Genomic DNA, 25,654 nt, shown 5'->3' on the forward strand with positions numbered 1-25,654 from the left:
AACGCCCGCCTGGCCCCTTCGGGGTGATCCCGAAGGGGCCAGGCGGTTTCCGTGGGGCGAGCGGCCCGGACGGGCCCATCGACAGTGCGCGCTGGGGAATTGGGAAGTGCGGTCACGCGCTGTTTGAACTTCGTCAGGGTCGTTGCCCTTCGGCGGGTCCTTCAGCTTGTCGAAGACGCTGCGCAGGGTCGCCGGGTCCACCACCATCAGCTGATGCAGGCCAGGCCGGAACGCCGGATCGATCCGGCCCGCCACCGCGGTGAAGAATCCCTTGTTGACCCGTGCCCGGATAGTCTTCGTCGCCAGGTCCAGCGTGGTGTGTTATAGCGGGGTGTGCGGCACGTACGGCCTCCTGCTGATGCTGACAGCCACGGCCCTTCTGGAGCTCACGGCCTCACCTGCGACTCAGTACTTAGCGTTGTATTTTCGGCGAGAACTACTGGGGCCCCAGGAAGCACAGGAAGAGACAGACGGCGGCCGCCGCCACCGCGACGGCCCGTTTCTCGTACTAGCTACCGCCAGGTGGTGTGTAGCGCTGAGTAACTACGTGGGGCTGCGGTCGCGCTGCTGAAGGGTGGTGAAGTCGGCGTGTGCTGTCTCGACGACCTCGGGGTACGCCTGGGTCTGAGCAGGCGTCCGCTGCCGCTGGGTTCAGGCGGCTGCGGTGAGCCAGGCCAGAAGGCGTTTCAGGACGAGGGTCTCCGCCGGGTCGGCCTCGGCGGCCAGGGCCCCTCGCAGGGCGTTCTCGGCGCTCTTGCCCGCTCCGGCGGCGATCAGTTTCTCCAGGGTCTGCCAGCGCGTCTCGACGGCCGTGCCGCGGGTGGTGCACACCTTGCACCACAGCGGTGTCGCGGCCGGCACCTGGCCGAGCTCCACGAACAGTGACGAGAGCGCGATCGACTGGTCGACCGTCAGGACACAGGCCGCTTCGACACGTTTGGCGACCTCGTGCGCGGCGGTCCGGCCCCCGACCCGCAGCCAGGCGCGGACGACCGACTCCAGTTCGGGGCCGGTCACGCCGGGGTCGGCGAGCAGCCGGCCACCCAGTTCCATGACGGCCGCGACCTCGTCGTGGTCCGCCAGGACGGGTAGGAGGCGGGCCCGCAGGGGCATGCCGTCGTACAGGCGGCCGTCCAGGGCGCCCAGGACCTCCGCGCAGGCGTCGGGGCCGCCGTGGCCGAGGATCACCGAGGCCGCTCTCGTGAATCCGGAGTCGTCGCAGCCGGGGTGGTGCAGAGCCTTCCGGGCCAGCGCCAGGACGGCCTCCGGAGCCACGTCGTCGTCCATGAGCCACTGCATCAGCTTCGCGTACGTGCCGGGATCCGGCTCAAGGCGTTCGAGCCGCGCGTTCACCTCTTCCAGCGCGTCGGCATTGCCGTCCTGCGCCAGCGTGCCCAGTTCGAACGACCACGACTGACGGCGCCGCGAGCCCTCTTCGAGAAGCCCTCGTGCGATCTCGGCCGCCTGATGCGGGTGGTCCTCGAGCAGTTCGAGTACGACGAGGGACCGGTGGTCGTCGTTCCAGTTCTTCAGGCCCGGAGTCATGGCCGCGAGCTCATCGGCTCCCTGTACTCCGCGGACCTCAAGCCACACGGTGAGGAGCTCGCCGAGGTCACCGGTGCCGATCGTCTCCTCGAAGGCCCTGCGCGCGAGCGGTATCGCCTGACCGGGAAGCCCGAACCGGAACAGAGTGCAGGCCAGGCCGACCAGCGTCCAGGAGGGGATCGGGCCTCGCTCTGCGATCGCCTCGGCCACTTCCGTCGCCGCCGCGGGTCCGGCGATCTCGTACCGGATCTGTCCCGCATCCTGCAGGAGACGTCCGTCCAGGTCCGGCCCGCTCAGGAGCGAGCGGGCGAAGGGGACGACGCCCTCGACGCTGCCTCGTTCCAGCAGGCGGCGCGCCGCAGTCAGCCTTTGCCGGACGTCTGCGCCGGTGTCGGCGACGACCGTGCGCAGCCGGTCCACGACGTACACCGGGTCGCCGGGGTCCAGGGACTCCAGGTGACTGCAGCAGGCCAGGACGTCCTGGCTGTCGTCGCTCTCCTCCGTGAGGGCCCGCAGAAGGCGGATGCCTTCGGGCAGGTCGGTGGTGCGTGCGTAGGCCCATGCGGCCTCGGCACGTAGCGAGGTCCGCACCCCTTCGTTCCGGGCGATGGCCAGGAGCCGGCCGGCGAGCCTGCGGTTGCCGCGGAGCTGGGCCAGCTCCGAGAGGATCTGATGCTGGGAGGAGGCGGGGAAGTAGACGCTCGCGTCCTCGTGGTGGGAGAAGTCGAGGAGCCGGTTGATGACGGCGGCCTCCAGTGCTTCTCCCAGGGGAACTCCGCTGGTGACCAGGCGCAGGGCCATGATGCGGTGGTCCAGCTTGCCGGCGAGGAGGCGGCGGACGACCAGGGTGACCTCGTGGCCCGGACGCCTGGCCCACAGGGCGAGGGTGAACAGGATCCTGTTGCCGCTCGCCGCGTTGTCGATGGCGTGGGACCAGCTGTCGAAGCCGGGGAAGTCGGCCGGTATGGAGGCGGCCTCGTCGCGGGCCGCCAGGAACTCGGCGAAGGACTGGTGGAGGAAGGAGAGGTCGAGGCCGTCGAAGGCGACCACACCTGTGTGTGCGAGGAACTGGCCGAGTTCGCCACGGGCTCCCGGCGGCCACTGCAGGGCGGCCGGAAGGTTCTGGGACAGCCAGAGCAGGGCGGCGTCGAGCAGCGATTCCGTGGGATGGCGGGAGACGCGTTCCCAGGCCAGGTGGGTCAGCAGGCGGTCCTGGTGGTCGAGGAGCCACTGGGCCAGGTCGCCGTAGCCCCGTACGGTCCACCGTTCGCGGAAGCGGGCGAGGGCGTCGGTGTTGCCCTCCCGCGCGTTGCGGAGGTCGCCGAGGAAGGTCTCGTAGAGGTCGATGCGTCCGCGGGGCAGGGGACGTCCGGGGTTGCGGCTGCGGAACGCCGCGGCGATGGTCGCGAGGAGCGGGACCTGGAGTACCTCCTCGAGGGAGGCGTCGGCGATGTCGGCGAGGAACTCACCGGCTTGGCGGACGGGGTCGGGGTCGCCCTGGGCGGTGAACCAGCGTTCGCGATGCCGGACAGCTTCGCGAAGGGCTCGAGTTCCTCCTGGGCAGGGGCCGGGAGGTGATGACGAGGCGGTACGGGCTGCCGGGCCGGGCCTGTTCGGCCAGCTTTTCCAGCAGCCGGCGGCGGATGTCGGGGGAGGAGACCTCGTCGAGCCCGTCGACGACGACGAGCCAGCGGGCACCGTGCGGGCGCGCTTCGAAGTGGCTGTGGTCGACGGGGCTGCGGAGCGTGCCGGTTCGCACGGCGGCGGCGCTGAGCTGGCGGCTCCACGGGTGGGGCGTGAGGAGGTCGGAGCAGGTGATCCGGATCGCGGTGACGGCCTGCGGACACCAGGGCAGTCCGGCGTCCTCGGCCCGGAGCCAGTACCGGGCGATCTGGCGGACCAGGTGCCGGCCCAGTGTCGTCTTTCCGGCGCCGGGGCCGCCGGTGATGAGCAGGTGCTCGTGGGAGGCGAGAACGCCCGCGAGCGTGGGCGAGGGGCCTGGCGGCGGTGCGCTCGCGGTGCGGTGCGCGGCCGCGGGCGAGCCCGTCTGCGCCAGGGGCTGGAAGTCCTGCTCGACGTAGATGTCCGACAGCGGGGGCTTGCGTACGCCGAGGAGGTCGTACGGGAACTGCTCGGCGGCGACGGCCTGGCTGCGCAGCAGGTCCTCGAGCCAGGGGTCGGGCAGGGGGATGGATTCCCACGTGGGGTCGGTGCCCGGGGGCCGGCGGCGTTCGGCGAGCTCCTTGCGCTGCAGGGCGCGGCTGGTGCGCAGCCAGGTTGCGGTGACGTCCTCGGGAGGGCGGCCCAGTGCCTGGGCGAGGAGCTGGGTGGTCTCCAGGCTCCGCAGCTCGAAGGCGCCGAAGACGGCGTAGAGCGCGTTCTTGTCCGGGAGGGGCCCGGTGCGCCGGTGGGAGGTGCGCAGTGCGTTGGGCGAGGCGTGGCCGGCGGCCTTGAGCTGCGCGTGGAACCACTCGGCCAGCTCGCGCAGTTCCGGGACGGTCTGGCGGTCGGTCGTCCTGGGTCGTCCCGCGGGCATGCGGCTTCCCTCCCTCTGGCCGGTGGGGCGTGCTGCCACAAAGCCCCCGGGTACCGAGGAGTTTCCTCGGTATTTCCGCAGGCTAGAGGGAAATTCGCCGCTTGGGGGAGCGTTGGCCGCATCAGCCGAACGAGTGGTGAGGAGCGGTGACATGAGGGTGCTGACTGTGCTGGAGTCCCTGGGCGGGCCGCAGGTGTGGCCGGTGGTGGCGGCGCTGGTGCTGGGCGGACTGGCCAGGTGCTGGCTGCGTGTGCGGGCGGTGGAGTGCCGGGAGACGGAACACACGCGGCGGGTCCTGGCGGCCGTCGGCGGGACGCAGTCGAGCCACCGGGCGGACGTCGTCCAGGCGTGCGCGGTGCTCGGGCCGGGTGGCGGGGGAGCGGTGAGGGGAACGGTCGGGATCCGCGCCACAGGCCGCGGCTCGGCAGGCTGAGGCCCCGTGCACCACACATCGGCAAGTTACGTTGTTTCAAGTAATTAGGCTCTCAGCCCCGATCGGCTCGATGCCGGCCTGTACTACCGTCACGGTGGGGTCCGAGGGGGCCTGTGGGGCTCAGGGCTGGAGGGGCTATGGCCACGTTGGTGGGGCAACAGAAGGTGGATGCCGAGGTCGCGTTCAGGTCGTTCGGGTTCCAGGAATCGGACGACAACCTGGTGCCCGTACCGTATCCCGACGGCTTTGAGTGGGGGGTGTTTCTACAGCCGCACGTGCGGCGCTTCGACCTGTTCAGCGCAGGGCACACGCACACCGCCGCGGTGGTCGCGCGAGTCTGGGACGGCGAGCCCGAGGTGGAAGCAGCCGACTGGGACGAGCAGGCCGAGGTGGACTACGAGTCGGTCACGGGCGACGTGGCGGTGTGGGGAACCGGCCGCTCCGATCAGCTGATCCGGCTGGGCCGGGCCGGCCTGTGGCGGGTCCGCGTGAGCTGCGCGGGCAGGGCCGAGGTCGAGAGGGTGACCCGTACCGAAGGCACTGCGCACGGAGTGGAGCGGTACACGATCGACTTCTGGCCGAAGACGACGTAAGCGGTGGGGCCTGCCGCCAAGGTGCTCCTGCGCGGCAGGCCCTCGGGACTTCGAGTGTCAGTTGATCTTCACGATGAAGCCGTCTTCGATTCCGTCGATGATGCGGTTGGAGTTGTAGAAGCCGATGAGGAGGTTTCCCGCGGCGCCGTTCTGCGCTCCGGGGACCGGCATGACGGAGAAGTTGTTCCTCTCCACGTGCGGGTCGAACTCAGCCTGAGCCGAACCTTCGTAGGTCGAGGCGAAGGGGAACTCGTCGCACTCCTTGCCACCGTCCGTGTAGTTGGCACCCCACCCGCGGGTGCACTCCCGGACGGCGACGGCCCGGTTTCGGTCCTTGCGCCTCGAGTCGAGGAACAGGCGGTGGAGCGGCTCCCTGAGGGTGTCGCCGGGCAGGTTCTTCAACCCATTGAGGGGCTTGGTCGCCTTCGGGGTGGTGAAGGCCTTCTTGATGTGCTGGGCGACCGCCTGCTCCGGTGCTCCGGGCCGGGAGCTGTACTCGAGGGTGGCCATCATGCTGAACGCTGCGCCGCCCTTGTTGGCGGGGTTGCCGGCTCCGGTGGAGTTGCGCAGGTAGGAGGCGGAGTCCCAGCGCGGGGCGAACATGAACGGCTTGCCGGTCTTGACCCTCTCGCCCGCCCACCCCGCAGGAAGGGTGGAAGTGACCTGCGGCTGGTAGACAGCAGCGACCAGGTCTGCGTTGCCGGCGCCGGTGCCCTGGCCGGGGGCGTAGCGGACCGCGTGGGAGTAGTGCGGCTTGGACCTCATCTCCAGCCAGGTCTTCGTCACCGGCAGGGCCTTGCTGACGGTGGGGGTCGCCGTGGCGGGCCAGTCCTGGGCGATCGAACCCTTGAGGCCGATCTTCAGCCCGGAGACGCCGGTGCTGCCCACGACGGTGAAGTCGGTGACGTCATAGGAGAAGTACGTGGTGCGGTCGGCCTCCTTCGGGACCGTGCCGCGTACGTACACGGTGTACGAGCTGGTGCCAACCGCGCCGTTCTGCTTTTCCCACACGGTGGTGACCTTTAGCCCCGTGCAGACGGCGAATCTGGACTTGACGTAGACCTGGGGGCCGAGCCGGCCAGATTCGCCTTGCATTCGGCCAAGGTCAGCGTGCGGGCGGGCTCCGGGTACGCCGCCGCCACGGACGAGGCGGCGGGCAGGGTCCCGGCCGGCCTTCCCGAGGCGACCGCGGCCGGTGTAGTGGTCTTGGTGCCGTAGGCGGCTGCGGGACCGACGACCTCCAGGGGCGTCGTGGGAGCATCGGCCCGCTCATCGACGCCGGCCAGCCTCAGAGCCCCGTCGCCTGTCCTCAGGTCTTCCAGCGACGGGACCGACGTGCTCGGAGCGACCATGAACGTTCGGGCACGTAGCTGCGACGCTCCTCCATCAGCTGCCGTCGCAGGTCCGCCCACGGGCAGCATGACGGAGGCTGTCAGGGCGGCCAGCAAAGATATTCGGGCACGTCGACGTTGTTGTGCGGTCATGAATGTTCCCCCACTGATCGGCTCTGGAGCGGTGCTTGCTCCGGCCCACAGAACTACCGAATGAATGATCGGTTCGGCAGGTGGTGGCTACAGGTGTGTTCGGATTGGACGGATCCATGGCTGACTGCACGGCGTCGGTGAAGCGCGGTGAGTTGAGGCGAGGTGGCCCCGTGGGCTGGTGGAGCCGGGCCCTTCCACGGGACGCCTGAGCCCCACCTGCGGGCAGTTGGGCGCCGAGCCGCTAATTTGGTCCGATGGATCACGATGTCGCCGGGCTCGTCGAGGAGTGGCTGGCCGGCCCGAACTCCGAGGCGAGCGGCTACTTCAGCTACCAGGCCCTCGAGCACTACCGGCCGGCGGTCCTGCACTGGCTCACCGTCGGATGCGGTGCCGACGGGGAGAACATCCCGGACCCCGACCGCTTTCTCCGCCCCACCCCGACGGCCCTGCAGGAGTGGCCGTCGGCTACGCCGGCGCGGCGCGCTCGCGCGATGCCGCGTGCGGCGCCGTACGGTCCTTCTACCGCTGGCTCGAAACCCCGACGGCTGCGGGCGGGCCCGGCCTCGTGCCGACCGGCACCGCCAGGTCCCTGCAGTTCCAGCGCGGCGGGAACTTCGCCGCCGGGCTGCCCGGTCGCGAGCTCTGGACGCCCGACCAGTGCCGCTGGCTCGCGCAGGCCGCCGACCGGTACCAAGGCACCCGGCGCGAGAGCCCGCACCGCGCCCGGGCCCTCGTATACCTCTGCCTGAACCACTACCTGTGGGGCCGCGGCTCCGAGGAGGACGTCCTGCGGCCCGGCCAGATCGCCGCGATGCGCCTGAGCGGCCGCCACCAGGAACAGCACCGCACCACCTGGGACGTCCCCCAGAAGAACGCCGCCAGCGACGCGACCCGCCTCCAGCCCGTCCACCGCGACGCCGTCCGCGCCATCGACGAGTACCTGCCCCACCGCGCGACCGCCCTCCCCGACACCGGCCACCTCTTCACCACCGTCAACGGCCGCCCCCTGGAACCCCAGTCCCTGCTACGGATCCTGCGCAGCGTGGCCGCGACCCACCCGGACCTGGAGGACACGGCCCGTACTCTGTCCGCCGACGCGGTCACCCACTCGCCGGCGGCCCCAGCCGGTCCCGCGGCCAGTTCGTCCGGCGACGGCTCGAGCGCCGGGGGCAGCCGTGCATGAAGACCTCGTTGGCGCTCGAGCGAGGGAGTACGAGAAGACGCACGAGGAGCTCCTCGCCCTCGCCGACCGCCTCGATGTGCTCCGCCACCTGCAGGAGGGGGTCGATCCGCCCGCCGGAGCGGCCCTGCACGCGGTCCGGTCCACCGCCTCCATCCTGCGGGCGACCGATGCGAAGACGCCTGTGCCCGGCTTCCGCCACGACACAGGGCGGCTGCTCGAGCTGGCCGCCAACTGATGCGAGGCGGCATTTGAGACCGGCGAGTTCGCCCCGACGGTCCCAGGACCGGTGGGGCTGGACTGGCGTCGCACGGTTGAAGGCGGCTGCCCCTTGTCGCGGTCGGGACACGGGGGCAGCGCGACCGGGCTTGCCCACCGCCTTCCTTGCTCCTGCCCGTCGTTGAGGTGACTTGTGCGGCTGAGCGATGCGCCGCCGTATCTGGGGGGATGAACCAGGCAGACAGCCTGGCAAACGCCGGCCTGGACGCAGCCGACCTCCCCAAGATCACCGACATCGCCGGACACAAGTCCGCAGCCCTCGACGACTTCGCCGCTTTCAGCAGCGTGACCGCACCCCGTGTAGTCACTCCGTGGTACCCGCTGCCTTGCGTCAGCCATACGAGAACTGGGCCTGGTCGGCCGATGCCGCGTGGAAGCCGATCGGGACGCCTCCTACCAGTGGGTGAGATCGAACACCTCAACGCAGTAGGGGTCCGTCTCGTCCGACGGGTTGTACTGCAACTGGTCGTCGGCGATGAGGCTGGGGAGGGCCGCGGACAGGCCCGTGATCGCGGAGATCGCCGTGCCGTCGCGGTCGCGCAGGCGGACGTCGAGGCCGATGGTGTCCGCCAGGCCGTCGCCAGTGAGGTACAACCGTGCGCGTTCCTCGTGGAGCAGGAGGAACCCCAGCAGGACCAGGCCGTCCTGGTTGTCGGTGTCCGCGCTCGGCGCGATGCCGGTGGCGGCGGTGTGGAGCGCGTCCGTGAGGTCGAGTTCCGCGGGATGGGCGTCCAGGACCAGTCGCACGGTTTCCGCCGGCACGACGGGGGTATCGAGTCCGGCCAACGGGTCGTCCAAGGTGGGGGTGCGGCCACCCGGGGCGTGCCGTACGAGCTGTCGTACGGCGGCCGGCAGCCCGGCGGCGGGGAGCTCGTTCCCGTTGCGGTCCAGCAGGGGGAGGTCGTACGCCGTCGACGCGGTCGGGGCGGCACCGTCCCCCACGACGACACGTACGAAGTCCCGCTGATGCCGCAGGGGCAGGACGCCCCGGACCACGGGGCCGCCACCCAGCGGTGTGGCCGTCAGGCGGAGCAGGGCCCGGGTGGCCGCGGCTTGGCGCTGTGCCGGTGCGTTGCCCTCCCAGCGGGCCGCGGGCTGCTCGGATCGCCCGTCACCAGAGGGGGCCGCTGATGCGTTCACGTCTCATTCACCGCGTTCGGGCACTTGTTGCGGGCCACCCTCTCGCAGTAGGCGGTGATCGTGCCGATCTTGTGGCTCTTGTCGGCGAGCTTGAAGAGGTTGTCGGCGGTCTTGTAGTCGTACTGGGCGATGACTTTGATCCGGGCGAGGATCGTGCCCAGCCGGTTGACCAGGACGCCGCCGTACTCCCGGCGAACGCCCTTCTTGACCGGGTGTTCACTGGTCACGATCTTGATGACCTTCGGATCGCGGATGTTGTGCTCTTCGGCGAAGTGCTGCCAACCGTGCTTGTTGCCCTCCCTGGTCGGGATGGGCTTGCCTTCGCCGTCCGTGCTGACGAACCTCACCACGCTCCAGTGGCTGCCTGCCGCCAGGGAGCGGTTCAGCGGGACGGGGGCGGGGGCGGGCGGCGCGGACTGTGCGGTCAGGCCTTCGGACCGGGCACGGCCCGCCCCGAACTGATCCGCGTAGGCCTCGTCGGACATCACCACGAGCTTCTCCCCCGTCATGTCCGGCGGGTGGGGTGTGGCCGGAGAATCCGCCGCACCCGACAGAAGCACGGCTGTCGCCGCTCCGGAGCACACGGCAGCACCGATCCAAAGGTGCACGTCGTTCTCCTCGGATATGCCCGGTCGCACGCAGGACACAGGATCGATCAAAGGATGGAGCAACGCCCACGTGCTGGGACGAGGATGTCCGGGAAGTTCACCCGTGTTGCCCACGAGGGGTCCCAGTAGTCCTCGCCGAGGAAACAACGGAGTAGCCCCTGAACTGGGGGGTTAGGTGGCTATCCGGTCTCATCCGGCGCGCTGGGGACCTTGCTGAGGTGGCGGTAGATGGTCGGGCGGGTGACGCCGAATTCGTCGGTGATCTGTTGGACGGTGTAGCCACCGGAGTCGTACATCTCGCGGGCGAAGGCTGGTGCTGATCCCGGGTTGATACGCGGGCGACGCCGATTCTCATGTCCGAAGCGCAACGCGAACGGGGTAAGCCATTACATAGACGCATGCACGGAAAGCGTTACATCTGTGACCTGTGGGAACGTCAGGTGGATCTTCGTGTCTCACGAACGATCGTTACCGAACACTGTCAGCTTCCCCCGCCTCTCCTCGCCAGTGGGCGAGGTTGTGCTGGGTGGCGCGGGTCTGGTGGTGGTTCGGGCCCAGCACCCGCAGCTGGTCCTCCAGGAGCTCGGCGGTAGCGGTGGCGGCGCCGGCCGCGTCCCCCGCCTCCCCCCGCCAGTGGGCGAGGTTGTGCCGGGTGGTGAGGGTGTCGGGGTGGTCCGGGCCCCGCACCCTCCGTGAGACCTCCACTAGCTGCTCGAAGGCGGTGGCAGCACCCGCCGGGTCCCCCGCCTCCCCCGCCACCAGGCGAGGTAGTGCCGGGCGGTGAGGGTGTCGGGGTGGTCCGGGCCGAGGCGCGTGTGGGCGGTGTCGGCGAGGTGTTGGAAGTGTGTGGTGGCGGCGGTGACCTGGCCTGTCTCGCCAAGGCTTATACCCATGCGGTAGAGCACGTCATGGGCCCGGGGCTGGTCTTGGCCTCGCGGGTGGCCATGGCGTAGCCGCGGCGCAGGGCGTGGCCGGTCCAGCGGGGTGCGCCCTCGAGCAGGACCTGGGACAAGCGGATCCGTGAACTGGTACGGCCCGATGCGCTCATCCTCGACGACTTTCGCCATGCGCCAGCTCGGAGCGGCCCTGGCCGATGACCTCTACGAGCTGGTCAGCGAACGGCAGGGCAGCTCTCTGATCATCACCGGCCACCGGCACGCAAGCGCACATGTTCCGGCGAACCCGTGTGAGGTGGTGCCTGAACAGCACGGGTTCAAAACGAATAGGCGGGCCCGCCGGGTCGGACGTAGCCTGCGTGCCGTGACGGTGAGATATGTGTTGGACGGCAGCCAGGTCAGGACCCTGGAGGACTTCTGGCGGGTCGCCGGCGAGAGCATTGGCTGCGGCGGATACTTCGGTCGGAACCTCGACGCCTTCGCTGACTGTCTCCGCGGCGGCTTCGGGACACCGGACGACGGCGACTTCATGATCGAGTGGCGCAATCACGCAGCCTCCCGTCAGCATCTCGGATACCCCGAGACCGCCCGTCAGCTCGAGATGAGGCTCGCTCGGTGTCATCCGACGAACAGGGACCTCGTGAGCGCCGAGCTTGCAGAAGCCCGTGCTGGACGTGGCCCGACCGCCTTCGACTGGCTGGTCGAATCATTGAAGAGGAACTTCCCGGGGGCCTGCGCCTTCGTTAGCCAGGCGGACCGGTCATGGAGCTGGCAGTCGGCCCGCGTCGACGTGGTCGGCGAGATGGATCATGGCAGCCTGCGGGTCCATACCGAAGGCGGCGGCGACGAGCTTGGGGTCCATCGGGTTCACCAGGTCGACCAGACGGGTGCTGCGGATCATCCGGGGCGGGAAGCCGCAGGCGTCAAGAATGTCAGCATCGACTCAACCGGCGGCCTGAGCACCATCCCCGGAGCCTCCCTCGCAGTCGCCCCTTTCCAGGGTCGCCCCGCCCCGCGCGGCACCGTGCGGCGGAAGGGCTGCCGGGTCATCCATCCGAGGGGGTGTGTGGGGCCGTCTGGGGTGGTCTGGGGCCTGGGTGCGGCACGGTGGCGGCATGCGCCGCTGGTCTCTGCCCCTGTTCCTCGCCGCCCTGCTCGCGGCCTCCGGATGCGTCACCATCCACCCCGCCCCTGGCCCGGCCGCGAGGGCCTCCCCGGCCGTAGCAGAGGCCGACCACAAACACCCGGGTCATACCCGGCCGGGGCAGCGGGCTACCGAGCCGGCGGCACTGCCCCTCTCCTCACTGCCGGCGCCCAACCCTCCGCCGAGCCGCGCACCGACGCCGCACAGCGTGCGCCTGCCCCTGACCGAGGCGCTCCGGCCGCCGCGGCCGCGCACGGCCGGCGGAGCGCAGGCACTCCTCGCCGGGCCCATCAGGCACCCACCCGGCCGCACCGAGCCACCCCGCGCAGACCCGCGGCGCATCCCACCGCGGGGGCCAGGCCGAAAACCACGGGCACGGCGAAGACGAAGCCCGATGCCCGTACGGCCGCACCGCGCCGCTCCGGGCATCCCGCCCCCGGGGTACGGGCCGGGGAAATGGCCGCCCTGTGCCGCTCCGCGCACGGCGTGACCAGCCCCGCCGTTACCGCGCTGTGCCATCAGACCTACCGCTGCCTGACGCTCGCCCGTCGCCGAGGAAATCGAATGCATGCTTGGATTGCGGGATCGTCGCACTCAGGAGCAGCGCCATGAGGGCGCGGACGACCGCGAGGCGGTCCCGGTCAGCCCGCAAGCATTGACGGTCCTAGCCGCCTACCGGGCTCATACCGGGCTCCCGGCGGCCGATCAACCGGTCCTGCGCACACGGCGTGGCACGGCCCACCGTCGGCGCCGTCCGCGCCACAGACACCGGTAGGCCGTTAGGCGTTTACCGCCACGAAGTCGGGTATGCCACATATCGGCCTATATTGCAGATAACAACCTTTCTCGATGATCGGATGGTCGACTATGGGCTGGGCCTCTTGGACGACAGTCGCAGTCTTCGCCGGACGCGGGGGCGTTTGGACCGACAAACGTCTGACACTCAACGGCGAACTCGACATCCACACCACCTGGACCGGAGAACACGCTGACGTAGCGGTCCAGTACCGCGGCGGGTCGGAATGGTTCGCAATGGCCGGGAGCCCGGCGCCCTGCCCTTCCGAAGAAGCCAGCCGCCACCTCCACGAAGCCGTCGTCGAAGCCGTACGCCGCGGCAACGCCCAGACCGTCCCCGCCCTGAGCCCAGAGCTCCTTTGAACGCCCACCCTGCACTCGGCCGCACGTGGGCGGCTCGCTCACCTTCATACCGGGACTCGGACGCCGGCCTTGCGATCGCCGTAGCGCGGCGCACCTCGAACGGCTCCTGCGCCGCGGAGTCCAGGTGGCCGTTTGGTCGCGGGTCGTCATGGTGATCCGGCGCAGGGCCGCCGGTGTCGCCACGAGGGCGTGTCGGGGCGTCACGTAGAGGTGGCGGGCGTCCCTCGGCTGTAACGGCGGCTTCCCGTATCTCCGTCGCCGGCATCGATGACCGGGGCGGGGCGGACGGGCTCGCCCCCCAGAAAGGACGGAGCGTTTGCGGTCGACGATGGCCGCGCAGAGCCGGGGGTCGGTGAAGGTCTTGGTCCACCCTCCGAACGTTCGAGGCGATCGCCACGCTGTTCTTTTCCTCGCGTTCGGTCAGAACCTGGAAGAGGGGTTCGGCGCCGCGGTGGTCGAGTTCCATGTAGCCGAGTTCGTCGATCTATGCAGATATCCGCACAGATCGACCTATGCCGAGAGCGCGACTATGTCGAGGGCTATATCAGCGTGCGAAATCATCGCTGGTTGAGCAGTCGGTCTGCTCGGTGGTGCGGATGGCAGTCAACTGCGGCAGAGGGATCCTCGCACCTGCCGGAGCGTCACTGGAGACCCTCCGGCAGCGGAGCGTACGCCGTCCCTGACCCGTCCGCCCTACACAATCGAACACTGAGACCACCGCTCCGTGACCGCTCCCCAAGATCTGCGCCAGAACCTGTAACTCGCCCGTCCGCCGGCCTGGTCGGACGGCCCCGCAACCGACCCGACAGCGTCCTCGATGACCGCGGCTACGACCACGACAAATACCGACGTCTCGTCTGGGCGCTGGGCGTCAAAGGCCTTGTTGACGGTCTCGGCGGCCTTCGCGCTGCTGGTCCTGGCCGACTGGCGCCTGCCCGGAGCTCATGTGTGGCAGCGCCTGGCCGCGATCGGGGCCGACTGCTGTGGCGGAGCCCGGGCTTCTGGAAGTTGCCGGTCGAGGAGGTTCTTCCCGACGGTTCGTGGATCTCCACCGTCCGCGGCCGGCGGGGACGCAGCGTCCGGCTGCCCCAGGGCATCCGTGTCCGCGTGCTCGAGTTAAACGGCAAGCTGGAATAGGTCAGAATCTGTCCTATATGGACTCTAGCCTGCTGTTTATGAAGAAATACGAGGACGGTGTCGAGATTCTTGTCCCCGCGAGTCCGGCCGAGTTGGAGGCATGGCTCGACGAGCATCACGGGGAGCGGACCGCGCTCTGGGTGAAGATCGCAAAGAAGCATACTGGTATCCCGTCGCTCACCTGGGAGGAGATGGTCGACACGGTGCTCTGCTTCGGCTGGATCGACGGTCTGCGGCGCGGCTTCGACGACACGTACTTCCTGCAGCGCACGACACCCCGCCGCCCGCGCTCGCCCTGGTCGCAGGTGAACGTCGACAAGGCTGAGGCCCTGATCGCCGAGGGGCGGATGCGCCCCCGCGGCCTCGCCGAGGTCGAGGCGGCGCGTGCGGACGGTCGTTGGGCGACGGCATACGCCTCGCAGAAGAACGCCACCGCACCGCCGGATCTCGTCGAGGCGCTCGACGCGAACCCGACGGCGCGGGCGTTCTACGAGACACTCGCCAAGTCCGACCAGTTCGCCCTGTATCTCAGCCTGGTGACCGCCCGCACGGAGAAGACCAGGCTGGTCCGCCTGGAGCGGATGGTGGCGACGATGGCGAGGTCCGAGCGGCCATCATGATCAACCGCGCTGGGGGTCTAGCGGGTCCGACACCTGCCCGAAAGGCCCTCGGCGGGAAACTCACCCGCGCGGGCGGCCGGATGCACCGCAGAAGCGAGCCTGCGCCCCGCAGACGGCCGCGATGACCTACCGGCCGGTGATGGCCCGCCAGCTCGTCGGGCTCCAGCAGGCCAGAGCCGACCGCGGCACATTTCTGCCGCAGATGGGCCGTGTGACCGCCGGAGCCAAAGGCCGTTGTGGCCAACGCGGCCCGGCTGAAGGCGGAGGGCACCGACCGGTGGGCCGACCTCCTGAAGGCGACGATGCCGGAAGGTCCCTGGTGCGCGACGCGATGTTGTTCTCCCCGGCATGGCCGGACAACGCGGCCGCGATGGGTTCCCCCAAAGGGTCGCTGCGTCCAGCCCGCGGGGGCCATTCCCCCAGTCCTCCCGGTCGATGAGGCAGAACGCCGGCCCCATCACGTTCGCCCACGTCAGTCCCCGTGGGCGGGCACCCACTTTTCGACGGTGGTGTCCGTGGTCGAAGGGAACACCTCGCCCCAACTTCCTGGTGACGAGCTGCTGCGTGATCCGCTCCGTGTCCGGAGGGGCGATTCGGTACGTGGGCTGCGAGGACAGGGCATCGAGCGAGCCGTTCAGTCCAGCCCACCAGGCTTCGGGCAGCCCCCGATTCTCCCGTACGAGGGCGCCCTCGCCGAGCGGCTGCGCGGTGACCAGCTCCAGTACGTCGGCCCTCCACATCGCCGGCTCGCCTGCCTCCCGCCACGTCACGCCCTGGTACCACTGGGGCATCAGACCCCTTGCAACACCGCGGCGGCTTCGGTGCCGTTCCAGCCCCCTGCTGACCAATCCGCTCGAAGCCCCGGCGCTCGATACGTACCCAGGTCCTCCGCTCCGTGCGGGCTCCGACGGAACGGCGCTTACGCACCACGGTGTCCCGGTTCAGCCGGACGTTCAGGCCCTGCTCCACCCGGATGAGTACCCCCTCAACGGACTGGTGGCGCAAGTCCACGGCAGCAGGTACGGAACCGGCCGTCAAACCTCCTCGGCAACTGCACGACCGTAGCCAGGGTTCAGGCCCGTGCGGGTGCAGCGGCGCGAGCGGAGCCGAGGTGGATCCGCGTCCAGAACTGCGATCCACCCCACAGCCGCTCTGGCCTCATGAATCTCCGCATCACAGCTCCTTGAACCTTGCGGACTTCTGGGCGAGCACCTCAGCGAGGTACCCGGGTGCTTGGGCGCCGAGCATCCGGTACAGCGTGACCATGCTGGTGATTGCGGTGTCCGCGACTTCCTCCTGGACATGCAGCCAGGAACCCTGTTCCTTTCGGGGGTTCGTGCCCCAGGCGCCGACCACGGCCTGCGCGGCTTCGCCGACCTCTTCGGCGACCTTGAGGACCTGCAGCGTCCACTGCTGCTCCGGGGTCATGCCCCGCTCGGTGTCCAGGCCGGTGAACAGTTCGCCGAGCATGGCGATCGTGTCCCACACGGCGGGGTACGGCGGTTGCGGTGTGAGGGAGCCCTGCACGGGGCCGGCCAGGGGACTGGTGTCCAGGCGGGTGTACCACTCGGTGGCCAGGATCCGGTGCCGGACGTCGTCCGGGACGCCGGAAAGAAGAGCGGGCAGGGCACGCTGGCCTTCGACTTGGCTCCGGTGCGCGAGGATGGCCTCCCACTTCGTCGCCGCCACGGGCCCCACGTCGACGCTCGCGGTGACCTGGCCGTCGGGGCTGCTGCGGACCGTCTTGCCAACGCGCGCGAGAAGGGGGCCGAGGTCACCGACGCCCGACTGCGGGTGCGTCGCCAGGTACAGGGCGCCTGGCGTCCAGGGTTCGCCTGCCTCGGGGTAGAGGTGCGGGAGACCGGCGGCGTGAACGGCGAGCTGGGTGACGCGGTGGGTGTGCAGGTGGTCGGGGTGGCCGGTCAGCTGGCCGTACTGGTCGTGGGTGATCACGATGTCCGGCCGCAGCTCACGGATGTGGCCGACGATCTGCCCGACCACATCATCGAGGGGTGCTTCGCACAGGCGGGTCCGGCCGGGCGCGGACTCGGGAACGCGGGCGTCGGCGTAGCCGAGCATCCGGGGTTTCCCGGCCCCCAGAATCGCGAGGGCATCGGCGAGTTCGGCGGCCCGGTGCGTGTCGGCGGCCCAGGTGGCGGTGACCACGGCGGTCGCCGCGCCCGAGGCGGCGTGCTGCGCGAGGACGCCGCCAGCGAGGAGCGCTTCGTCGTCGGGGTGTGCGAAGACTGCGAGGAGGGAGGGCTTTGGTTGTGTCACGGGTGTCTCCAGACAGGGGAGTCGGTGTGCGGGGACGTGGTGGTTGGCGGTTACGGGCTTGGTTCCGAGCCCTTGTCGGTGGCTGAGGCGGGCGGAGCAGTGGACTCGACGGTGGTGCGCTGCGCGGTCAGCAAGATCGCCGCGAGGGTGCCGGCCTCGGTGATCCGGCCGTCGCCGCACATCGCCACCGCTTCGTCCAAGGTGACCCAGCGCAGCTCCATGTCGGCCTCGCTCGGTTCCCGGTGGTGCTCGCCGATGCTCAGACCCCGGGCGAGGTACAGGTGCTCGCGGGTACGCGCGCCGGCAGGCATCCGCCACATCATCGTCAGCAGCTCGACCTCGGAGGCGCGGATCCCGGCTTCCTCAGCGAGTTCTCGGCGTGCGGCCGACAGGGGATCTTCGCCGGGCCGGCATCCGCCGCCGGGGCACATCAGCAGCCGTTGTCCGCAGACGTAGACGTTCTCCTCCACCAGGGCGATCCGGCCGCAGGCGTCAAGGGCCACGACGCGAACGCCGTCGGCGGAGTCGGTGTACTCGTACGTGCCCATGCTCTGGTCGGTGCGCCGGACGGAGTCCCGGCGCACCACCACCCGGACTCCCGTGTATTGGACGGTCGACGAGACCGTGGTCCAGCCGTCGATCATGCCGACTCCTTCGTCTGGGACTGCTCCACCGGCTGGAGGCCCAAGGCTGTTCGGCGGGCGACCCGCCTGCCCGGCGGAGCACGGTGGATGCGCGGCGAACTGGCGTGGAACGTGTACGGGGGCATGGCACTCCCAAGGTGGTGAGGGTGGTCGTGCGGGTCCCGAAGGCCCCAGGCTCACGCGGGCCCGTGTGGCGCCGTCGGGCTAGGGCTGGCCGCGCCGTTCGTAGGGCTGGAAGTGGGCGGGCGGGTGGTCGAGGGGGAGGGTGGGGTCCCAGGCCGTCAGGCACTGGGCGCTCGGCACGAAGAGCGGCTGGGGCAGTGCGTCGGCGGGCCAGAACCTCCATGACCCAAGGGCCTCCTCACGCTGGTGGGGGGTGCCGGTCCAGCGGGTGACGAGGACGGGGACCGTGATCCGGACGACGTCGCCCACCCGGTCCAGGAGCGTGCCCAGCACCTGCACGGCATCGGGGTCGGCCACGATCCCGGTCTCCTCGTGGAGTTCACGGACAGCGGCCTCGGCGAGGCTTTCGCCTGGCTCCACAGTTCCACAGGCGAGCTCCCAGGCTCCGCGGCGGTGCAGCCCGAGCAGGACGCCCTCTGGGCTGTGGACGATCACGCCGACGCCCAGCGCGGCCGTCGGTGCTGGTGGAGCGCTGCTGCGTGGGCGGCTCGGTACCCGCTCGGGGCGACGGGCAGAGTACAGCCGGTAGGAGACCGTGCTGTCCGGCTGCGGGGAGTCGATCGCGGTGACCGACTCCATGATGAGGCCGCGCTCGCCGAGGAGGTCCTCCCACAGCTGCGGAGTCAGTGTCGACATGTTCACGGGATGGTCCTCGGTGGTGCCGGGCAGCCGCAGGATCTCGGGCCGCGCAGCCACCTGGGTGGCGGGGCCGACCCCGGCGGAGTTCGTGTGCAGCGCGGAGAAGAGCAGGCGCCCTCCGGGCCGAAGAGCGTTCGTGAGGGCGGGCAGGAGGCGGGCCGGGTCCAGGTACGGGAACGAGCAGACGGAGTAGATCAGGTCGTACGGATCTGAGTCCCGCAGGTGGTTCACGGCGTCCGCGCACACCAGGCGCAGGCCGGGAGTCTGCGGGTATCGTGCCAGAGCACGCTCGTGCTGTGCGGGGGAGGCGTCCACGGCGGTGACGTCGGCGCCCGCGGCGGCCAAGCGTGCGGCATGCCGTCCGAGACCGCTGCCGAGGTCGAGGACCCGCAGTCCCGATACCTCGCCGAGGACCTCGATCCCGGGCCCGGCGCCCTCGATTCCCCAGTTCCACTGCTCCAGTTCGGGCACCTCGATCCCGCGGGCGATCGAGCACGGCCAGGGTGGGGAGGGCGACGGTGCTGACCGCCGAGCCTGACAAGCTCGCGCACTCGCTGCCGACGAGACGCCGCAGGTCCGGGGAGACGCGCTTGCGCGCCTGGGTCGGCTGGGTGGAGGCCGTCGTCACCCGGTCTCACCACCCGGCAGCTGTGGGGCGATGACGTTCGCGTAGAGCTGGCCGATGGCGAAATGGGTTACGACCGAGTGCGTGAACGGATGGCAGTCGGGCGGCGGCGCAACAGGATCGACCCACACCAGTTCGCTGTGCGTCTGCGGCTCGCGGTTGTACGGGGTGCCCTCCCACTCCCGCACCGTGAAAACGGCGCCGATCACCCGCTCGACGTCCGCCGCGTGGAAGTGGGGCAGCTGGCAAAACCGCAGCCGGTCCGGGGCGAGCTGGATGCCGACCTCCTCGGCGAGCTCCCGCGCCGCACCCACGTCGAGGAACTCGCCTTCCTCCAGGCGCCCCCCGACCACAGTCAGCATCCCGGGGGAGTGCCACGACGTCTCCTGGTGCCGCACGGTCAGGACCCGGCCGTCGCCGGGGCGCTGGAGCAGGACCATGACGTTGCCGATGCTTCGGTGTACCGCGGTCACGGGCGGTCCTCCCTCATGAGGCGGTCCAGGGTCCGCCGTCCCCGGGCCGTGACGAGCTCGTCTCCGTTGTCCGGCCCCCAGGCCAGACAGTTGACCGCGTCCAGCGCGGTCAGGCAGCGCAGGGCCTGCCGCTCGGCGTCGGTGAGCGACCGCCCGTACCCCCGGAAGAACGCCTTCTCGCGGTCCGGATGGTCGGCCCATTGGGTGGCCGTGAGGACGACGAAGTCCTGCACACAGGCCGCCGGCCTGGCCCGCTCGAAGTCGATGAGCGCGAGCACGCCCTCGGACACCATCCAGTTCCTGGGCTGGTTGTCGCCATGGATGTAGCCGACGGGTACGGGGCCGACGCGGCGAAGCCGGGAAGCGTGGTCCCGGATCAGCTGCTGCTCGTCCTCGGTCAGCCGGTCCCCGGCGCGAGCGAGGTACTTCTCCGCTCCGTCTGCAGCGGCGTCCAGGGAGGCTTCGGCCTCGCCTCGATCGGCGGACTCGAGTTCCCCGGCCTCGTGAAGCCGGGCACACAGCACTCCCGCCTGCTGGTGCACCGCCCGCCACTCGACGATTTCCAGGCCGAGCTCCTTCGCCGGGGCGCCGGGGATCGCGGTGAGCAGCAGGACCAGGTCCCTGGCCTGACTGTCGACGAGCTGCGGTGCCCGGGTGTGCCCCAGGGCAGGAACGACATGACGGTACGCCCGGCTCTCCCGCACGTAGAACTTCTCGCTGGGCGAGACCTTCAGGTACCAGGAGACCCCGCCGCTGCCCTCCAGCTCCCACACCCGGGATCGGTCCCAGTCGTGTGAGGCGTCACGTACCGCCGCGACGGCCCCGATCCGTTCCTCCGCCCAGCGAAGCAGCAACGAGGGCAGGGGCTTCGACGTCTGCTTCACGCTGCGCTTCCCTCCATGAAAAGGGCGGCCGCACGCCAGCCGCGCACCTCGGCCGTGGTGTGGAAATCAGGCATGGGCTTCTCCCTCGGTGATGTGCGGCCCGCCGCTTCGCGCGCGGGCCGCAGGAGCAGGCGAAGTGGTTAGCGGTCCTGGGAGAGCGCCAGGAGCTCCGCGAAGGTCCCACCGCCGTGGACAAGATCGTCAAAGCGGCCCTGCTCGGAGATCCGGCCGTCTTCCATCACGACGATGTGGTCCGCGATCTTCGTGTTCTCCAGGCGGTGGGTGACCATGATCGTGATCCGCTCGGCGGCGATCGCCTTGATCTGCTCGAAGATCAGGTGCTCACCGCGAGGGTCCATCTGAGAAGTCGGCTCGTCCAAGATCAGCAGATCGGGCTTGCGGTACAGCGCCCGGGCGCACGCCTCGCGCTGCCACTGCCCGCCGGAGAACTCGACACCTCCCCAGATGTCGCGTGCCTGGAGGCTGTCCAAGCCGTTGGCCAGTTCTTCAATGGCTTCGCGCAGACCGACTGCGTCGATGGCCTCCCATACGGGGCCGTCGTCGTGGGTCCGGGGCTGGCCGAGGGTGATGTTCTCGCGCACCCGCAGCGGCCACTTGGCGAAGTCCTGCGGGACCAGGCCGGTGCGCCGCCAGACGGTGCCCGGGTCGGTGGCGGCGAGGTCGCTTCCGTTCCAGGTGACCTTGCCCTTGTCGCTCAGGTAGATCCCTGTGAGCAGTCGCAACAGGGTCGACTTCCCCGAGCCGTTGGCTCCGACGATCGCGAGGATCTGTCCACGCTCCAGGGTGAGGGAGACACCGTCCACTGCGGGGCGGTCCTTGCCCGGGTACTGGTAAACGACCTCGTCGAGCCGGATTTCCTCGACCGGGCCGGTGATCTCGTGCGGTCCGCGCTGGGGAGTGCGGGCGGCGGCCTCGTCGAGGAAAGCCTGCATGTCGGTGAGGTACAGGCTGGTGTGGAAGATCGCGGCGCCGTTGATGACGACCTGCGAGAGGGCGGCGAGCGCGGTCTGGACGGCGATGACTGCCGTGGCGGCGATGGCCGGTTCGATCCGGCCGGTCACCGCGAGCCAGGCGAGCGCTCCCCAGGTCGCCAGTAGGAACACGCCGCCGGCCAGCGCGGAAAGCAGGGAGATCCGCAGGGTCCGGGGCGCGGCAGTGAGGTTCCGCCTGTCGCACCGGTCCGACAGGGCCCGGTACCAGTAGACGAGGTAGTCGGTCATGCTGTTGGCGCGGACCTCGTCGCTGTACTGGGATGCGGTGGCCCACCAGCGCATCATCCCCCGCACGTTTCTGTCGGAGATGTTGGAGTAGTGGATTTCGTAGTCCACGCGGGCGGTCAGCACGGCGCCGATACCGGCTGGCAGCACGGCGAGGAGCAACAGGGGCAGCATCATCACGTTCAGCAAGGACAGGACGCTGCCGGCGGCGACCAGGCGGATCACCGAGGACATGAAGCGCTGGGCATCGGTGACCATCACGTGGGTGCGAACCACCCCCATCTCGGCCGCCTCCTGCCGGTCGGAGAAGCCGTCCCCGGCATAGGCCGCGGCCTCGACCCGGCAGACCGCCTCGACCAGGGCGCTGTCCGTCTCCGAGGTCAGCCGGGGAGTGACCCGCCGTTCGGCGTAGGTGGCCACGGCCCCCGAGACACGGTTCATCGTGGCCGCGAGCGCGACCACGAGCAGCGCGGGCAAAGCGCCTTGGAGACGGTCGCCGGCACTTCCGGAGCCGAGTACGGGCCCCATCGCGCGGGCGGTGGCGGCCAGAAGCACCGCGGCGGATACGCCTGTGATGATCTGGCACCCGATCAGGAGCCGGACGGCCTGCCGGTCGGTCCGCCACGACAGGCGGCCGATCCGGGCCAGGACCGCAGGGAGCGTGGCGCACATCTTCCGGAAGGAGACCTCGGCGAGCGGATTGACGGAGTACTGCCCGCTGTATGTGATTTCCGCCGGCGGCGGTGGGGGCAGTGTGTCGGCCGGTTGGCCGTGCAGTCCGGATGTGGTCATCAGGTCCCCCTGGATCGCCGTTCGGATGCTGTCGGAAGCTCAACGACAGCCGCTGATTTTTCGAACACATGTGTTTCGGTCGGCCATGAAATCCCGGAATCAAGCGGCTGTCGGATCGTGGGAGCTACACCGACCCGCGCCCTGCAACGCCTATGCCACTTAAGGGGGTTGGCCGAATCGCCGAGGGTTTCAAACACCGCAAGGGCGAGGGCGCGTTGGGGCCGATCAGGCAGGGCGCGCTTGTAGAGTTCGAGGCTTCTCGTACCCCACGGACCCCTGTGGAGCAGAGTGTGCACGTGCCCGTTGGCCGCCTCGAGCGGCCGGTCTCGGCGGAATCCCCCCTTTGCGGCGACATGGGGGTGAGTAGCTGTGGCGATCACTGATTCTGATATCGCGGGCGTGCTCACCGCCTACCTGGAGCGCTACCCTCAGGAGGCCGGACAGCTGGCCGAGCCGCTGCGCCTCCTGACGGAAGGCCAAGGGTTCGCCTCGCGCCGAGCCTTCCCGATGCACGTGACTGCTGGAGCCCTGCTGGTACGGGATGGCGGCGAGGTCTTGTTGATCGAACACCGCGCGTACGGGATCACTTTGCAGCCAGGTGGGCATCTCGAACCGACCGATACCACGCTGCTCGGCGCCGCCCTGCGGGAGCTCTCCGAGGAGACCGGAATCGACCCGGAGCTGGTCGTCCCCCTCTCGGCGCACCCCGCATATGTCGAGTTCGGCCAGGTGCCGGCCAGGCCCGCGAAGGATGAGCCAGACCACTACCACCTGGACATCGGCTATGCCTTCGCGACGCCCGCAGCCGAGGTCGGACGCATCCAGGACTCCGAGGTGACGGGGGCCGCCTGGTACCCGTTGGAGCTGGCGGAGCGCCTGGTCGGGCCCCGGATCGCGCGGGCGGCCACCACGCTGGCCGGGACCGTGTAGCCCGTCCGCCGTCGGTAGTCCCGGCAGCTGTCGACCGGCGCGCGGGATGTACGGCACGGTGGACAGCGCTGCGGCAGAACGGATCGGAGTCACAATGCCGCCTGCGGACGTTCGGCGCTGGTGACGAGCCAGCTCGTCACCGTGACGTCGTCAGGTCTGGCATGAGGAGTTGCCTCCGCGAGGATCCCCTCTTCTGCTCGTAGGAGGGGGCCTCGGCGTGGGGGAAAACCGGGATGGACATCCAGGCCGCCCTTTCGGCGAGGGTGGTGCGCTGGCCGGTGACCTCTGCGGTGGTGACGGCCAGCCCGGCGTCGGCCAAGAGGTACGTGATGGCCGGGAGCGGCAGCTTCGGCGGGACGGCTGGAGGGGTCGGCGTGATGCCGTAGTCCGGGGCGGCGATCTGCTGGATCAGGGAGGTGACGGAGGGGCCGGTTGGCGGGACCAGAGAGTCGGGTGGGCTACGCCGGCGAAGGGGCCGCCGATGTTGAAGACGAACCGGCCACTGGGCCGCAGGATTCGGCGCACTGCGGTGACCACGGCGGCGGCGACGTCGGTCTTCCGTATCGCCGAGTTGCACACGACGGCATCGACGCTGCGTGCCGGGACGTGGTCGGCCCTGAGCGGGGAAAACCGCTTTGGGGGCGCCGGGTGGGCCTGGCAGGCTTGCGTAGTGATCGTTGAATTGGCTCCTCGCTTCCTGACCTGGGACGACGTGGACCCCGCCCGTCAAACCTTCGACGGCGCGTCCGTAGCGCGGACGGTGCGCTCGCTCGGCCCGGCCCGGTGTGTGCCTACCCGCCCGGACGTCCCTTTCGGGGACCCCGCGATGAGTACCTGGAGTCGCGGCGAGGCCGAGTCCTGGGCTGACGCCATGTCGTACGCCCTCGTTCAGCAGTACGGCCGCTGGACAGTGGGGTGGCGCTGGTCGCACGACGAGGGGGATTTCGACGGCGGACCGGTAGGGAACTGGTGCTGTCCGCGGGACTCCATCACGACGCCGGAAGAGACACTGGCCCGTGTTGAGGCGGCCTTGCGCGAGTGGCGCGAGTGGCTGGAGTATCTCGCCGGTTGGTTCGAGGCGTACCCCCTGGACCTGGCCGGCATCGAGGACCAGCGGATCTTGTGGGAGCGCACGGCGAGGAATCTGATCCTGCAGGTCGTCGACCGCACTGGGTGCGGCAGCGGATGGCACGGCCACTGCCGCCAAGTGCTCACCTGGTTCCTCAATCGGTGGGGAGTCGCGCCCGACGTGGCCCAGAGCCTGGTCGACGCGGCGGTTGGTGGACGGTTCCACAGCTGGACAGGTCCTGACACGGTGGTGGTCGACGATGTCGCGGAGCAGCTCGCGCTCTCTCTGCAGCCGGCAGACGGCCGTACGCGCGCCGACGGGCCGACTGAAGACCACTTGCAGCGCTGGCTCGCGGTACGCGAATCGGTGCCGTGGCACGAGATCCCGGACGGCGGTACGGAGGGGCCGGTGGTGCCCCTTTGCGACGGCGCGGCGGAGGACATCCGGGCCTTCGACGGCGCCATCGACCCTGCCCGAGCCCAAGGCCTGATCAGCGCCCTGGAACTGGTCCGAGCCGCCGCGGCACGCGGAGCGCGGCTCGACTTCACACTGCTCAGCAGTTGGCAGCAGCACGTCCTGGGCACCCCACAGCCGCCACGGTTCCGCACCGTACCCGCCTTCGCCAAGGGAAGCCGGGAACGCTACGGCATCGGACCGGACACACCTGCCCGCCTCGACACGTGCCTGGCCGAGAGCGCACCCGACGTAGGCCGCCCTCTCGGGCTGACCGCCCGCGCCGCCCGCGCCTATCTCGACGTCTGCTTCGTCCATCCCTTCGACGACGGCAACGCCCGCTCCGCCTTCCTCACCCTCGTCTTCGTCCTCGCCCGCGAAGGCATCGCACTCGACGCAGTCAGCCTCCTGCGCCGCATCACCTTCGAGGCCGACGCACCGCAGGACCCGCTGATCCTTGTCCGCTACATCAACGTCCATCTCACGGAGACCCGGCGCCGCAGCGCCGACTCGACCGGCTCGACATCCAGGTGAGCGCCCCAGTTGGCGACCGTCGCCGAGTACAGCGCTAAGTCCCACCGGCCAGCACGGTTTGCGAACGGCCATCGTTCTTTGCGAGTGAGCCACCATGCATCCCAGCCGACACGGAGAGTCGTTGTCAGTGGCGCTGTACATGATCGGCGATCAGCTCTCG

General features: G+C 69.9%; 22 protein-coding genes and 3 pseudogenes. 8 read left to right on the top strand and 17 right to left on the bottom strand.

What is annotated here, in order from left to right; all coding sequences use genetic code 11:
* Positions 1-651: 651 nt before the first annotated feature.
* Positions 652-3,243: an NACHT domain-containing protein gene (locus tag AC6CKD_RS36080; protein WP_498333380.1), complete on the bottom strand. Its 2,592-nt coding sequence runs from the start codon at positions 3,241-3,243 to the stop codon at positions 652-654.
* Positions 3,244-4,232: 989 nt separating this feature from the next.
* On the opposite strand from AC6CKD_RS36080, the gene AC6CKD_RS36085 reads away from it, so the two are divergent.
* Both AC6CKD_RS36085 and AC6CKD_RS36090 read left to right on the top strand, forming a co-directional pair.
* On the top strand, positions 4,233-4,514 hold the full coding sequence (locus AC6CKD_RS36085; RefSeq protein ID WP_498333382.1) for a hypothetical protein: 282 nt from the start codon (positions 4,233-4,235) through the stop codon (positions 4,512-4,514).
* 137 nt (positions 4,515-4,651) lie between these two features.
* A complete protein-coding gene (locus AC6CKD_RS36090; RefSeq protein WP_498333384.1) occupies positions 4,652-5,107 on the top strand; it encodes a hypothetical protein in 456 nt (151 codons plus the stop codon).
* 57 nt (positions 5,108-5,164) lie between these two features.
* Here the strand turns inward: AC6CKD_RS36090 and AC6CKD_RS36095 are convergent, their stop codons facing one another.
* Complete coding sequence (locus AC6CKD_RS36095) at positions 5,165-6,202, bottom strand: NucA/NucB deoxyribonuclease domain-containing protein (protein ID WP_498333386.1); 1,038 nt, start codon at positions 6,200-6,202, stop codon at positions 5,165-5,167.
* An 843-nt stretch (positions 6,203-7,045) separates the two neighbouring features.
* Between AC6CKD_RS36095 and AC6CKD_RS36100 the strand changes: the two genes are divergently transcribed.
* Both AC6CKD_RS36100 and AC6CKD_RS36105 read left to right on the top strand, forming a co-directional pair.
* On the top strand, positions 7,046-7,774 hold the full coding sequence (locus AC6CKD_RS36100; protein ID WP_498333388.1) for a site-specific integrase: 729 nt from the start codon (positions 7,046-7,048) through the stop codon (positions 7,772-7,774).
* Entirely contained in the window at positions 7,767-8,009 is a 243-nt protein-coding gene (locus tag AC6CKD_RS36105; RefSeq protein ID WP_498333390.1) for a hypothetical protein, read from the top strand. Before AC6CKD_RS36100 ends, AC6CKD_RS36105 begins: the two co-directional genes overlap by 8 nt.
* A 434-nt stretch (positions 8,010-8,443) precedes the next feature.
* Here AC6CKD_RS36105 and AC6CKD_RS36110 read toward each other — a convergent pair whose 3' ends face one another.
* The 5 genes from AC6CKD_RS36110 to AC6CKD_RS36130 all read right to left on the bottom strand — a co-directional run bounded on the left by AC6CKD_RS36110 (position 8,444) and on the right by AC6CKD_RS36130 (position 10,691).
* On the bottom strand, positions 8,444-9,190 hold the full coding sequence (locus tag AC6CKD_RS36110; RefSeq protein WP_498333392.1) for a hypothetical protein: 747 nt from the start codon (positions 9,188-9,190) through the stop codon (positions 8,444-8,446).
* Complete coding sequence (locus tag AC6CKD_RS36115; protein ID WP_498333394.1) at positions 9,187-9,699, bottom strand: hypothetical protein; 513 nt, start codon at positions 9,697-9,699, stop codon at positions 9,187-9,189. Before AC6CKD_RS36115 ends, AC6CKD_RS36110 begins: the two co-directional genes overlap by 4 nt.
* A gap of 278 nt (positions 9,700-9,977) precedes the next feature.
* Positions 9,978-10,094 (bottom strand): helix-turn-helix domain-containing protein, encoded by a 117-nt coding sequence (locus AC6CKD_RS36120; RefSeq protein WP_498333396.1) that lies wholly within the window; start codon positions 10,092-10,094, stop codon positions 9,978-9,980.
* 172 nt (positions 10,095-10,266) lie between these two features.
* A complete protein-coding gene (locus AC6CKD_RS36125; RefSeq protein WP_498333398.1) occupies positions 10,267-10,557 on the bottom strand; it encodes a tetratricopeptide repeat protein in 291 nt (96 codons plus the stop codon).
* The gene (locus AC6CKD_RS36130) at positions 10,503-10,691 is read right to left on the bottom strand and encodes a tetratricopeptide repeat protein (protein WP_498333424.1); all 189 of its coding nucleotides are present in this window, start codon (positions 10,689-10,691) and stop codon (positions 10,503-10,505) included. The genes AC6CKD_RS36125 and AC6CKD_RS36130 overlap by 55 nt, the downstream gene beginning before the upstream one ends.
* A gap of 367 nt (positions 10,692-11,058) precedes the next feature.
* Between AC6CKD_RS36130 and AC6CKD_RS36135 the strand changes: the two are divergent.
* Positions 11,059-11,441: pseudogene (locus tag AC6CKD_RS36135) on the top strand (barstar family protein).
* A gap of 13 nt (positions 11,442-11,454) precedes the next feature.
* Here the strand turns inward: AC6CKD_RS36135 and AC6CKD_RS36140 are convergent.
* On the bottom strand, positions 11,455-11,595 hold the full coding sequence (locus AC6CKD_RS36140) for a hypothetical protein (RefSeq protein WP_498333399.1): 141 nt from the start codon (positions 11,593-11,595) through the stop codon (positions 11,455-11,457).
* Positions 11,596-13,314: 1,719 nt separating this feature from the next.
* Positions 13,315-13,480, bottom strand: a pseudogene (locus AC6CKD_RS36145) (ATP-binding protein); the annotation flags it as partial.
* Between the two features lie 691 nt (positions 13,481-14,171).
* On the opposite strand from AC6CKD_RS36145, the gene AC6CKD_RS36150 reads away from it, so the two are divergent.
* Positions 14,172-14,753 carry a YdeI/OmpD-associated family protein gene (locus AC6CKD_RS36150; RefSeq protein WP_498333401.1) on the top strand — a complete coding sequence of 194 codons (582 nt, stop codon included), beginning with the start codon at positions 14,172-14,174 and terminating at the stop codon, positions 14,751-14,753.
* A gap of 1,530 nt (positions 14,754-16,283) precedes the next feature.
* On the opposite strand, the pseudogene AC6CKD_RS36155 reads toward AC6CKD_RS36150, so the two are convergent.
* The 6 genes and pseudogenes from AC6CKD_RS36155 to AC6CKD_RS36180 form a co-directional block, all read right to left on the bottom strand.
* Positions 16,284-17,030 (bottom strand): annotated as a pseudogene (locus tag AC6CKD_RS36155) (PIG-L deacetylase family protein); the annotation flags it as partial.
* Between the two features lie 50 nt (positions 17,031-17,080).
* On the bottom strand, positions 17,081-17,674 hold the full coding sequence (locus AC6CKD_RS36160) for an NUDIX domain-containing protein (RefSeq protein ID WP_498333403.1): 594 nt from the start codon (positions 17,672-17,674) through the stop codon (positions 17,081-17,083).
* A 204-nt stretch (positions 17,675-17,878) separates the two neighbouring features.
* The gene (locus AC6CKD_RS36165) at positions 17,879-18,967 is read right to left on the bottom strand and encodes a bifunctional class I SAM-dependent methyltransferase/NUDIX hydrolase (protein ID WP_498333405.1); all 1,089 of its coding nucleotides are present in this window, start codon (positions 18,965-18,967) and stop codon (positions 17,879-17,881) included.
* A 153-nt stretch (positions 18,968-19,120) separates the two neighbouring features.
* Positions 19,121-19,594, bottom strand: coding sequence for an NUDIX domain-containing protein (locus tag AC6CKD_RS36170; protein ID WP_498333410.1), 474 nt, complete (start codon positions 19,592-19,594; stop codon positions 19,121-19,123).
* Positions 19,591-20,478, bottom strand: coding sequence for a phosphotransferase enzyme family protein (locus AC6CKD_RS36175; RefSeq protein ID WP_498333413.1), 888 nt, complete (start codon positions 20,476-20,478; stop codon positions 19,591-19,593). Before AC6CKD_RS36175 ends, AC6CKD_RS36170 begins: the two co-directional genes overlap by 4 nt.
* Before the next feature lie 140 nt (positions 20,479-20,618).
* Positions 20,619-22,508, bottom strand: a complete 1,890-nt coding sequence (locus AC6CKD_RS36180) for an ATP-binding cassette domain-containing protein (RefSeq protein ID WP_498333415.1) — start codon at positions 22,506-22,508, stop codon at positions 20,619-20,621.
* A 369-nt stretch (positions 22,509-22,877) separates the two neighbouring features.
* On the opposite strand from AC6CKD_RS36180, the gene AC6CKD_RS36185 reads away from it, so the two are divergent.
* Positions 22,878-23,438: an NUDIX hydrolase gene (locus tag AC6CKD_RS36185; RefSeq protein ID WP_498333417.1), complete on the top strand. Its 561-nt coding sequence runs from the start codon at positions 22,878-22,880 to the stop codon at positions 23,436-23,438.
* Between the two features lie 136 nt (positions 23,439-23,574).
* Here the strand turns inward: AC6CKD_RS36185 and AC6CKD_RS36190 are convergent, their stop codons facing one another.
* Together AC6CKD_RS36190 and AC6CKD_RS36195 are read right to left on the bottom strand one after the other, a co-directional pair.
* On the bottom strand, positions 23,575-23,757 hold the full coding sequence (locus AC6CKD_RS36190; RefSeq protein WP_498333419.1) for a hypothetical protein: 183 nt from the start codon (positions 23,755-23,757) through the stop codon (positions 23,575-23,577).
* A gap of 89 nt (positions 23,758-23,846) precedes the next feature.
* Entirely contained in the window at positions 23,847-24,017 is a 171-nt protein-coding gene (locus tag AC6CKD_RS36195) for a hypothetical protein (RefSeq protein ID WP_498333421.1), read from the bottom strand.
* 181 nt (positions 24,018-24,198) lie between these two features.
* On the opposite strand from AC6CKD_RS36195, the gene AC6CKD_RS36200 reads away from it, so the two are divergent.
* On the top strand, positions 24,199-25,494 hold the full coding sequence (locus tag AC6CKD_RS36200) for a Fic family protein (RefSeq protein WP_498333422.1): 1,296 nt from the start codon (positions 24,199-24,201) through the stop codon (positions 25,492-25,494).
* Positions 25,495-25,654 lie beyond the last annotated feature (160 nt).

It is taken from the genome of Streptomyces sp. GQ60 (assembly GCF_059758875.1).

Excerpts from the sequence above, each read along its gene's own strand:
- AC6CKD_RS36130 (WP_498333424.1), bottom strand. The coding sequence starts at position 10,691 with ATGGGTATAAGCCTTGGCGAGACAGGCCAGGTCACCGCCGCCACCACA.
- AC6CKD_RS36180 (WP_498333415.1), bottom strand. The coding sequence starts at position 22,508 with ATGACCACATCCGGACTGCACGGCCAACCGGCCGACACACTGCCCCCA.
- AC6CKD_RS36090 (WP_498333384.1), top strand. The coding sequence starts at position 4,652 with ATGGCCACGTTGGTGGGGCAACAGAAGGTGGATGCCGAGGTCGCGTTC.
- AC6CKD_RS36150 (WP_498333401.1), top strand. The coding sequence starts at position 14,172 with ATGAAGAAATACGAGGACGGTGTCGAGATTCTTGTCCCCGCGAGTCCG.
- AC6CKD_RS36160 (WP_498333403.1), bottom strand. The coding sequence starts at position 17,674 with ATGATCGACGGCTGGACCACGGTCTCGTCGACCGTCCAATACACGGGA.
- AC6CKD_RS36085 (WP_498333382.1), top strand. The coding sequence starts at position 4,233 with ATGAGGGTGCTGACTGTGCTGGAGTCCCTGGGCGGGCCGCAGGTGTGG.
- AC6CKD_RS36095 (WP_498333386.1), bottom strand. The coding sequence starts at position 6,202 with ATGCAAGGCGAATCTGGCCGGCTCGGCCCCCAGGTCTACGTCAAGTCC.
- AC6CKD_RS36115 (WP_498333394.1), bottom strand. The coding sequence starts at position 9,699 with ATGACGGGGGAGAAGCTCGTGGTGATGTCCGACGAGGCCTACGCGGAT.
- AC6CKD_RS36140 (WP_498333399.1), bottom strand. The coding sequence starts at position 11,595 with ATGATCCGCAGCACCCGTCTGGTCGACCTGGTGAACCCGATGGACCCC.
- AC6CKD_RS36120 (WP_498333396.1), bottom strand. The coding sequence starts at position 10,094 with ATGTACGACTCCGGTGGCTACACCGTCCAACAGATCACCGACGAATTC.